Here is a 12107-nt window from a genome sequence, read left to right as displayed (position 1 = left end):
GCGAAGACGTGCTCTTCAGCCCGCAGCGCATGAGCCTGGGCGGGCAGTCGTCGATTCGTGGCTACAAGGACCAGACCCTCAGCGGCGACAGCGGCGGTTACTGGCGCAACGACCTGCGCTGGAGCCGCCCGGTGACCTGGGCCTGGCTGCAACCGGTGTTCAGCGAGTACGGCACCAGCCTTGGCTACGACCAGGGCGTGATCAGCCACGGCCGTTACAACGCCGAGCAGCATGGGCGCATGAGCAGCAACTCGGTCGACCTGTTTGCCCGCGGCCAGAACGTCGCCGCCACGGTGACCTTTGCACATTCTTTGGAAAGACCGGGGCCGATCACCGAGCGTGAAGCGCCAATCTATTTCCGCCTGGATTTCTTCCTTTAAATCTTTACCGCCCTCTGGGCATCGAGACACGACATGGATGTTCGTCAGTTCGCTTTCCTCGCGCGCCAGCCTTCTGCAGCCCTGAAAAACCGATCCACCTTCCTCGGGCTGCCCAAACGCGGGCTGGCATTGGTGCTGGCCAACGCCATGTTCTGGCAGCCGTTGTTGGCCCAGGCAGACGGTGTTGTGGTCAGCGCGCCGGGAACGACGCTCGGCCAGGCAGGCAACGGCGTGCCCATCGTCAATATCGCCGCGCCGAATGCCAGCGGGCTGTCGCATAACCAGTTCAAGGACTACAACGTTGGCGCCAACGGGCTCATTCTCAACAACGCGACGAATCGCACCGAGTCCACGCAACTGGGCGGGATCATCCTTGGCAACAGCAACCTCAACGGTCGCGCCGCCAGCACCATCCTCAATGAAGTCAACGGCGGCAGCCCAAGCCAGTTACGCGGCTACACCGAAGTGGCGGGCCAATCCGCTCATGTGATCGTCGCCAACCCCTACGGCATCACCTGCAACGGCTGCGGATTCATCAACACACCGCAGGCGACGCTGACCACCGGTAAATCGGTGATTGAAAACGGCCAGGTCGGTCGCTATCAGGTCGATCAAGGCAGCGTCTCCATCGAAGGCGCCGGGCTTAACGCCAACAATATCGACCGCTTCGAAATCATCACCCGCTCGGCCAAGCTCAATGCCGAGATCCAAGCCAAGAACCTGACGATTATCGCCGGCGCCAACGACGTCGATGCCAAGACCCTGAAAACTACGGCGCGTGCCGCTGACCCGGCGACCGCCCCTCAACTGGCCATCGACTCTTCGGCGTTGGGCGGTATGTATGCTGGCGCAATCAAACTGGTCAGCAGCGAAGCCGGTGTGGGGGTAAAGCTCGACGGCAAGATGCTCGCCAGTGGCGGCGACATGCAGCTGGATGCCAATGGTCATTTGAGCCTGGTGGAAACCTCGGCGACCGGTTCCGTCAACGTCAAGGCTGCCAGCCTGGAAGCCAAAGGACCGGTCTACGCCGGCACCACGCTGGACATCAACACCCGAGGCGACCTGACCAGCCAGAATAACCTTGTCGCCAAGGACCGCATCACCCTCGCCAGCGGCGGCCAGTTGACCAACAACGGCATCATCGAAGCCGGGGTCAATCTCGATAACACCCGCAATACCGAGGGCGATGTCAGCCTCCACGCGCAAAGCCTCAGCAACCTCGGCAAGACCATCCTCGCCAGCCGTGACCTTGACATCACCACCACCCAGACGCTGGACAACAGGGGCGGCACCCTCAGCGGGCAACGGCAGGTTGTCGTCACCGCCAGCAGGCTCGACAACAGCAACAAGGGCCGGGTGCTCAGCGCCGACAGCCTGACCTTGACTGCCGACAAGGCCGTGAACGGCCAGGACGGTCTGATCGCCAGCAACGGTGACCTAGTGGCTAACGTCGGCGAGCTGAGCAATCGCGGCGGGGAAATTTCCAGCCTGGCCGATGTCACCCTGAGTGTCGCCAGCCTCGATAACACCTCGGGCTTGATCGCGGCTGAAAAGGGACTCGGTCTCACTGCCAGCGGCGCGATCAATAACCGTGACGGCACCTTGTCGAGTTCAACCCTGGTCGCGTTGAAAGGCCTCAGCCTGGACAATACCCGGGGGCAGATCACCGGCGACCTGGGCTTGAGCATCGACCTCAGCGGCGCCTTGGACAACCACGCCGGGACACTAGGTTCCGGCAAAGCTTTAACCCTGGTCGCCGCCAGCCTCGACAACCGCGCAGCGGGCACGGTGCTTGCGGCGGACGGCACGTTGAATGCCACGGTTCATGATGCATTCGATAACCGTGAGCAGGGCAAGCTGCGCGCCACGGGCAGCATCGAACTCAACACCGGCAGCCTGGACAACCGCGGCGGCAGCCTGGCGGGCAAGGACCACCTGACCGTGCGCGGCGCTTCGGCGGACAACCGTGGCGGCCTGATCCAGGCCGACAAGGACCTCACACTGCGGGTCGATCAACTGGACAACCGCGACAAGGGCAACCTGGTTGCCAAGGCGGCCATCGGCTTTGAAGGCGTCCGTCTGGACAACAGCGGCGGCCTGCTCAGCTCGGTCGGCCCGGTCAATCTCAAGGCCAAGGAGGTGGTTAACACCTTGGGCCGTATTGCCAGCCAGGCCGACCTCGAAGCCCGCATCGACAGCCTGAGCCAGCAGGGCGGGGCGTTGGTGGCCCAGGGCTCTCTGCTGCTGACCGGCAAAAATCTCGACAACCGTAACGGCGGCACGGTAGCCAGCACCCAGGGCCTGACCGTCCAGGTCGAACAGGTCGACAACCGTGGCGGCGAGCTGTCCAGCACCCGCAGCAGTGTGAGTGTCAGCGGCGAGCGCCTGGACAATAGCGATGGCGGCAAGTTGTTGACCGAAACCGATCTTGGTGTCGCCGTGGCGCACGTGATCAACCAGACCCAGGGCCGTCTGTTCGCCAAGGGTAGTGTCAACCTCAACGGCACCCGCCTGGATAACAGCGGCGGGACTATCGCCGCGCTCAAAGGCCTGGATATTCGCCTCGATGGTGCGCTGCTCAACAACAGCGGTTTTCTCAGCAGCGAAGGTGCCTTGGGCCTCAACGTTGGCAGCCTGGATAACACAGCCGGCAAACTCGGCAGTGCCGATGACCTGTCGATCAACAGCCTTGGAGTGGTGCTCAATCAACGCGGTTCGATCCTCACAGACCAGGGGCTGGTACTCGCCAGCACAAGCCTCGACAACAGCCACAAAGGCCTGATCAGCGGCCAGGGTGCGACCCGCGTCACCACCGGCACCCTTGACAACAGCCAGGGAGGCCGGCTGACCAGCGACGACCGCCTGGACCTGACGGCCACCCAAGTCAACAACGGCGCTTCCGGGCGTATTGCCAGCGCCAAGGACCTGACCGCCAGCCTTACCGGCCTCGACCAGCAAGGTGGTGAGCTGTTCAGCAAGACCCAACTGAGCCTGGACCTGCACAACGGCCGCCTGGACAACAGCGGTGGCCTGATCAACGGCCCGCTGCTGGTGCTCAAGAATCTCGACGAGGTGGTCAACAGGGGAGGCGAAATTTCCAGCGCCCAAGCCTTTGCGCTGGCCGCTAAAAGCCTCGACAACAGCGGCGGCAAGCTGTTGAGCAACCAAGGCCTGACCCTGCGTATCGATCAGGCATTGAACAACATCAAGGGCCAGGTGGCCGCGGCTTCTCTGGACAGCCGTAGCGCCAGCCTGGACAACAGCCAGGGCCTGATCAGCAGCCGCGCTGCGGTCGACCTGGGAGTGAGTGGGGCGTTTATCAATCAGGGCGGTACCCTGGTGGGTGACGGCGCGATCCTGTTGACTGCCAACAGCCTGGATAACAGCAATGGTGCCGTCTCCGGTAAGGCCGACGTCACGGCGAATATCGCGGCTCTGGACAACCGCAACGGCAAGCTCATCGCCAGCGGCGCGCTGGCCCTGAACGGTGCCTCCGTGGATAACCGCCAGAACGGTCTGGTAGGGGCGACAAAAGCGCTGACACTCGATGTCGACGCTATCGACAACCGTGGCGGTGAACTCTCCAGCAGCGCCGATATTCGCCTGACCGGCAAGCGCCTGGACAATAGCGACAGCGGCAAGCTCCTTGCCGATACCACCCTGACACTCGACATGGCCCAGGTACTCAACCGTAACCTGGGGCTGCTCAAGGGCAAGACCGGCGTCACGCTGGACGGCCAGACGTTCGACAATACCGAGGGTCAACTGGTCAGCGGCCAAGACCTGCGCGTCACCCTCGGCGGCGATCTCGACAACAGCCGTGGCCTGATCAGCAGCGAAGGCCAACTGGATACCACCAGTGCTGGCCTGACCAACACTGGCGGCAGCCTGTCGAGTGCCGGGGCGCTCAACGTCAAGGCCAACGGCGCGTTGGTCAACAGCGGTGGACGCCTGGTCAGTGACAGCGGCATCAAGTTGAACAGTGGCAGTCTCGACAATTCCCAGCTGGGTGTTATCAGTGGTAAGGGTGCGGTTACGGTCACTACCGGTGCCTATGACAATAACACCGGCAGCCTGAGCAGCGGCGACAGCCTGACCCTGACCGCAGGGCAGGTCAGCAACAGGAACGGCCGCATCGGCAGCGACAAGGCGCTGGTCGCCAGCGTTACCGGCCTCGACCAGCAGGACGGCAAGCTCTTCAGCAACACGGCACTGACCCTGGACCTGAACAACGGCCAACTGAACAACCAGAATGGCCTGATCAACGCGCCGTCATTGCGGCTCAACAACCTCAAGGGCGTGAATAACCAGGGGGGTGAAATCTCCAGTGCCCAGGCCTTTGTACTGGTCGCCGACAGCCTGGATAACAGCAACGGCAAATTGCTGAGCAACCAGGCCGTGACCCTGCGTATCAATCAGGCACTGAGCAACCTCAAGGGCCAGATTGCCGCTGCCGCGCTCGATATCCGCGCCGCCAGCCTCGACAACAGCGGTGGCACCGTGACCAGCCGTGGCGATCTGGATTTGACCACCAGCGGTCAACTGAGCAACCGCAATCAAGGCCTGATCAACGCAGCCCAAACCCTCAGCGTCGGCAGTGCCGACCTCGACAACCAGGGCGGTAGCCTGCTGGGTGTCAGCGGCGTGACCCTCAACGCCATGGCCTTGAACAACAGCGCCAAGGGCCTGATCAATAGCCAGGCCGGCCTGACGATCAACGCCAACAGCCTGGATTCCGGCGACGGTGGTGAAGTGTCGGCCAAGGGCGATATCGACCTTAATCTTGGCGCCCTCGCCCAGAACGGCGGTCGCCTGCTCGGCGACCAGGCCATCCGCATCGACCTGGCGGGTGGTGATCTCGACAACCGCAACGGCCTGCTTAACGCCAAGGGCCCGCTGACGATCAACCGTCTGCGCGACCTCAACAACAGGGGCGGCGAACTCTCCAGCAGCCAGAGCTTCAACCTCACCGCACGCACACTGGACAATAGCGACGGCAAGCTGATCAGCAGCGACAAGTTGGGCGTGACCGGCGACAGCCTGGTCAACGGGAACGGCCTGGTTTCTGGCTGGCAGGGGCTGACCGTCAACGGCGGGAGTTTGGACAACCGCAACGGCGGCAAACTGTCCAGTCGCAGCGGCAACCTTGATGTCAACCTCAGCGGCGCATTGCTCAACAGCAATGACGGCCTGCTGGTCAGCCAGCAGGCCCTGACCGTCAACGCGGCCAGCCTGGACAACAGCGCCGGTATGCTATCCAGTGGCGCGGCCCAGCGCCTGACGGTCAGCGGTGTGTTGAACAACGCCCAGGGCGGCTCCATCGACAGCGCCGCCACCCTGACACTGCGCGCCATGGCCCTGAACAACAGCGCCAGCATCAGCGCACAGCAGGCGCTGGATTTTACCGGCACCTCCCTGAACAACCGCAACGGTACGCTGAGCAGCAAGGGCGCGGTCAGCCTCGACTTGCTCGGTGCCTTGACCAACAGCGACGGCAAGCTCGCCAGCGGCGGACCTTTAGTCATCAGCCGCAGCAGCCAAGTCGACAACAAGGGCGGCCAACTGGTCAGCCAAGGCTTGCTGAGCCTGCTCACCGGAGGCCTGGATAACCGCAATCGCGGCACCGTCGCGGCCAACGACAAGTTGGTGATCAGCAGCACCGGTGCCGTACAGAACAACAGTGACGGCCTGATCTACAGCCAGAATGGCGACGTGCGCGTCGACGCCGCAAGCCTCGCCAACGGCAAGGGTTCCCTGCAAGGGCAAGGTGCACTGAACCTGACGGTCAGCGGCGATATCGACAACCAGAGCGGCAAGCTGATCTCCCAAAATGGCGACCTGAGCGTCAGCGCGGCCAACCTCGACAACCGTGGCGGCATCCTCGCCAGCGTCAAGGGCGCCGTCGACGCGCGTATCGTCGGCGTGCTGAAAAACGGCTACGACCTGAACAACAATCGCCAGGGCGGCATCGTTCAGGCCCAGCGCCTCAACCTCAGCGCCCTGGGCGGGATCGACAACTACGGCGGGCGGATTGCGGCGCAAAGCGGTGATGCCCTGATCACCACCGGTGACTTCGACAACCGCAACGGCGGCCTGTACGCCAAGGGCCTGGTTCAGGTCAGTGGCAACAACTTCGACAACAGCGGTGATAACGACGGGCAGATCGCAGGCCAGCGAGTTGACCTCAGCCTCAACGGCGCGCTGAACAACCGACTCGGCGTGATTGAAAGCGACAGCAGCCTGAGCGTGCGCGCGTCCAGCCTCGACAACCAGACCGGCCAGATCCGTGCGTTGGGCACCACTGGCAAGACTGACTTTCAGATCGGCGGCCTGTTCGACAACCGCAACGGCAAGCTGGAAACCGCCAACAGCGACCTGACCCTCAATGCCAGCAGCTTCCAGAACCTCGGCGGCAGCCTGCTGCATGTGGGCAACGGTACCTTTGATATCAGTACCGCCAATATCACCAATGCCGGCGGCAGCCTGGTTACCCGTGGTGACCTGACGCTCACGGCGGACAGCTGGACCAACAGCAGCGTGATCCAGGCCGGGCGCCTGACGGTGAACGTCAACACGCTCAACCAGACGGCTGGCGGACAACTGCTGGCCTCCGACAGCCTGACCGGCAACGGCGGCAACTGGAACAACGATGGGTTGATCGCCAGTGACGGCACGGCGAACCTGACGCTGGCCGGTACCTACGGCGGGAGCGGACGCTACAGCAGCGTCGGCACCTTGGGGCTGAGCGCGGCCCAGGTGAACCTGGGCGCAACCACGACCATTGCCGGTGGTGGCGATACCACGATCAACGCCGGTGGCTTGAGCAACGCCGGGCGCCTGACGTCCAACGGTTCCATGACGGTCACCGCCAACAGCATCGGCAACACCGGCACGCTGGGAGCGGCCCAGGACCTGACGCTGAAGACGCCCACGCTGGTGAATGACCACGGCCTGATCTTCAGCGGCCGCAACATGGGCTTGTTGGTCAATGACTTCACCAACAACAACGGCAATGTCTACAGCCTCGGCAACCTGAACATCTCGGGTCTCAACGGCGGTCGCGCCAACAGCGTGACCAACCTGGCGTCCTCGATCAATGTCGACGGGGATTTCTCGCTGTCGGCCAACAGCTTCAACAACAAGACCGAAGGGGTTATCGGCAAAGAACGGCTGGTGTCGGGCGATATCACGTTTAACGGCAATACGTTCTATATCGCCGAAAACTACACCTCGGAGTCGACCATCAGCGGCGCGCGAGCGAGCTTGGCAGTGGCCGGAAACATTGATGGCGATGTCGGTCGTTTTTCCAACACCGCCTCGACGATTTCCGCCGGCAAGAATATTCGCCTGAACGTGGACACCTTCGAGAACCTGGGGTTGGAGGCCGGCAACTTCACCCGTAACCGGGTCTATACCGGCGTGCCCAATATCTTTGATAGAAAAACTTACGCGAACGCAGCGCTGGACGCCTACGCGCAAAGATATTCCCAGTACGTCTACCGATACCATCAGACCGTGCATGAACCCGACAAAGGCGGGACTCACGTCGAGCTCACCGATTACGGCAAGCAAAAAACCAAGACCGTGAATACCAAATTCGGCCAGGGGCCGGATGTGGCCATCCCCGCTGGCATCCTGGCTGGCACCCTGAACAGTGACAACAAGGTGTTTACCGCCGGTGGCGGCAGTGTGGCTTCGGTGGTCCAGGCCGGGCAGGCGATACAGATCAACGCCAAGAACACCCTCGATAATAGTAACCTGCACGCCAATACCCAGTTCACCGGGACGACGAAGAGCGGGACTGGCGCGCAAGTCGGCAATGCGGCCAAGCCCACGGTCGTCTACCTGAACCCACAACTGCCGCCGAACCTGGCGCAACAGCGGGTGGACCCTGTGGCGTCCCGGGGTTTTAGCTTGCCCGACGGACAAAACGGTCTGTTCCGCCTGAGTGGGCAGGGCGGTTCTGCAACCCAGGCAAGCCAAACCAGTGCCGGGCCTCAGACCTGGAGCATGGGCAGCGCGGCTGTCAGCAATGCCCAGCGCCAACAGGGTGCGGACGATATCCAGGCGCGCAACCTGCAGTTCAGCGACGCGGCGCGAATCGCTGCGAGCACGCTTCAACTCGAACAAACTAACCGCCAGGCCACGGGCGGCGGTGTTTCTGGCAGTGTGATCACTGTCAGCGCCCCGGGTGATTCCGGCAGTGTCCAGTTGCCAGGACAGGCGGGTGCTGTTTCGCCGGTGGGCAGCCAGGTCATCACTCGCGTGCAGGGCCTGCCGGACACCTCGGGCCGGTCCAATCCGCAGAAGTACCTGATCGAAACCAACCCGGTACTCACCGACCTCAAGCAGTTCATGAGTTCGGACTATCTGCTGGCGAACCTCGGCTACAACCCTGATCAAAGCGCCAAACGCCTGGGCGACGGTTTCTATGAACAGAAGCTGATCCAGCAGGCGGTGGTCGAACGTACCGGTCAACGTTTCATCGATGGTCAGACCTCCGACGAAGCGCTTTACAAGTACCTGATGGACAACGCCATCAAGAGCAAGCAACAACTCGACCTGTCGGTGGGGGTCAGCCTGACCTCCCAGCAGGTCGCGGCGCTGACTCACGATATCGTCTGGCTCGAAGAGCATGAGGTGAATGGCGAGAAGGTCCTGGTGCCGGTGCTTTACCTGGCCCAGGCCACCAATCGCCTGGCACCGAACGGTGCGCTGATTCAGGGCGCGGATGTCACGCTGATTGCCGGTAAGGACCTGAATAACGCCGGTACGTTACGGGCGAGCAACAACCTTTCTGCCACTGCGTTTAACAATCTGGTGAACAGCGGTTTGATCGAGGCTGGTAACCGCCTGGATCTGCTGGCAGGTAACGACATTGTCAATAAGGCGGGCGGTGTCATCGCGGGGCGTGACATCACCATGACCGCCGTCGCCGGCGATGTGATCAACCAACGCACGGTGGTGGGCAATGACGTCAATTACAAAGGGTACAGCGGGCACAACGAGTATGCCGACAGCGGCGCTCGGATAGAGGCGGCGAACGACCTGACCATCAAGGCCGCGCGGGATTTCGTCAGCACCGGCAGCACGTTGCAAAGTGGCGGTGACACTAAGATTACCGCGGGCCGGGATGCCATTATTGGCGCTGCTGAGCAGCACAATAGCGTGGTGGCTGGCGCCAAGAGCAACAGCGTTACCCAGTACGGCTCGGATGTAACGGTGGGGCGTGACCTCTCTGTCCAGGCGGGGCGTGATCTGGCGGTGGTTGCCAGCCAAATAGAGGCAAACCGCAACATCGATTTTGACGCAGGCGCAAACCTTACGGTGGCTTCGGCTGCCGACGAAAGCCATTCGTATTCCAAGTCGAAGAAGGTCACGGCGCAGGAAGACCACGTCAAACAAGTTTCCAGTGTCATCAGCGCCGGGCAAGACGTTACGTTCAATGCCGGCAAGGATATGGAACTGATCTCGAGTCGGATCAATGCCGGCAACGAGGCGTACCTGGTAGCGGCTGGAAAACTGGACGTACTGGCGGCCCAGGACACCGATTACTCGCTGTATGACAAAAAGGACAAGGGCAGTTGGGGGCGCAAGCAGACCAAGCGCGATGAAGTGACCTCAACCGTCAACGTGGGCACCCAGATCACCACGGGGAGTGATCTGACGCTGATCAGCGGTGGTGACCAGCGTTATCAGGTGGCCAAGCTCAACAGTGGCAAAGATTTGATCATCGACAGTGGCGGTGCAATCACCTTTGAGGCGGTGAAGGACCTGAATCAGGAGAGTCACGAGAAGTCCAAGAACAGCATGGCCTGGACCTCAATGTCGGGTAAGGGGCACACCGACGAGACGGTACGTCAGACGCAAATGACGGCTCAGGGACAGTTGGTGATCAATGCCGTTGACGGCTTGAACATCGATATCAAACAGATCAACCAACAGACCGTCCACCAAGCTATCAAAGCGATGGTTGCTGCCGACCCGCAGTTGGCGTGGCTGGCAGAGGCGGAGAAACGCGGTGATGTGGACTGGCGCCGCGTCGAAGAAATTCACACCCACTTCAAGTATTCCCATTCGGGGCTTGGCCCCGCCGCTCAGGTGGTGCTGGCGATCGCGCTGGCGGTAGTCACCGGCGGTGCGGGCCTGGGTGCCGGCATGGTAGGGGCAAGCGCCGGTACGTTTGCCGGTGGGTTTGCCGATGCCGTGCTGGCGGCGGTCATGAATAAAGCCGTCAACAGTGTGATCAGTAACAAAGGCAACCTCGGCGGCACGCTCAAAGACATCACCAGCAAAGACGCAATGAAAGGTTATGTCGTCTCGGGCTTCATGGGCGGCATTGGTGGGGCAATGGGGTACGACCCGACCACCTTGGGTTTTGACTGGAACAGCGTGGGCCAGGTCGTTCTCAAGACCGGCGCCGAAACGGTCGTGCAGACCGCATTCAACGGCGGCAGTCTGGGCGATAACTTTGCCAACAACCTTTTGGGCTCGGTGATCAGTATTGCCGGCGCCGTGGCCGCCAAACAGATCGGTAACACCAATCTGGTTGACGGTAGCCCCACCAAGATTGCTGCCCATGCGTTGCTGGGTGGCTTGAAGTCGATGGCCATGGGGGGCGACTTCCAGACAGGTGCCTTGGCAGGCGGCGCCAACGAAGCACTGGTGCAATACCTTGCGGAGTTGGCATTGCCAGCGAACTACAAGCCGAATCAACCTGGCGATCAACAGGCTCAACTCAACTTGATGGCGATGTCTCAGCTGCTGGGGGTTCTGGCGGCTGTAGTGACGGGCGGCGATCCGGAAATCGCAGCTAACATCGCGGCCAACGCCACTCAGTACAACTATCTGAGCCATTCGGATCTGGAGCGGGCATCCAAGGAGCTTTTAGGGTGCGGTGACGACACAAAATGTGCGGAAGATGGTTACACGAAATACCACGATCTGAGCGTGAAGCAGACGGCTGAGGCCTTCGTCGCCTGCGCGGATGACATAAACGCCTGCGCACGTATCTCGAAGCTGGTCAACGACGCTGAGGTTGACGCGGCTAGATTCAAGGACATGGCTGCCAACGCTCCTCCTGCGGTTGCGACGATGCTTAACATGCTGATTGCCGAAAATTATGGTTTTCAGAATGACTTGGCAGGCGTTACATCGGGTACAGTGACAGAGCTTTTGGCCTCCAAGTATGGTCTTTCTCCTGAGCGTGCTGCAGCGCTTGTCGTTGCAGTCAGATTGGGCGTTGCGGCGTTTAATGCGGCCAAAGGAGGGGGGGGCGTAAAAGGCCCGGGCGGATCGGTAGACCGCGCTACCACAGGCATCGAGTGGGGTAAGGGTAATAAATTACAAGGCATGCCTTGGGAAGATTATCTGGAAACGCAACTGCCTGCAGGTACCCGTCGGCCGCCGAACTTCAAGACGTTTGATTTCTTCGATGAAGCGACCGGTGTCGCAACAAGCGCCAAAACACTTGATACGACAACGGCTGCAAAATTGGCCAATCCACGCCAGATCTATTCTTCGCTCAAGGGGAATATTGATGCGGCCGCCAACTTTGTTGAGACTGGTTTGAAGGACGTGACATTACATGCCAATCAAATCACTGTTCGTGAAGTACAAGTGGCAATTCCTAAAGCCACGACTGGCACTCAGTGGGAACAGATTAATAAAGCGATTGAATACGGGCGCAGCAAGGGCGTTACCGTAAAAATCACCGAGGTGCATTAA

Annotated in this window: 2 protein-coding genes; both read left to right on the top strand. The window is 61.1% G+C overall.

Translation table 11 applies throughout. From position 1 onward, the window contains the following. Positions 1-380: ShlB/FhaC/HecB family hemolysin secretion/activation protein (locus tag HX792_RS23530; RefSeq protein ID WP_218172776.1), on the top strand; the 380-nt coding region annotated here is incomplete at its 5' end. A gap of 33 nt (positions 381-413) precedes the next feature. Further along, positions 414-12107 (top strand): filamentous hemagglutinin N-terminal domain-containing protein, encoded by an 11694-nt coding sequence (locus tag HX792_RS23525; protein ID WP_256349889.1) that lies wholly within the window; start codon positions 414-416, stop codon positions 12105-12107.

The sequence above is a fragment of the Pseudomonas sp. B6002 genome (assembly GCF_013385985.1).
Lineage (GTDB): Bacteria > Pseudomonadota > Gammaproteobacteria > Pseudomonadales > Pseudomonadaceae > Aquipseudomonas.
The sequence above is the reverse complement of the archived record's forward strand: the minus strand, read 5'-3'. Positions and strand labels throughout refer to the sequence as shown.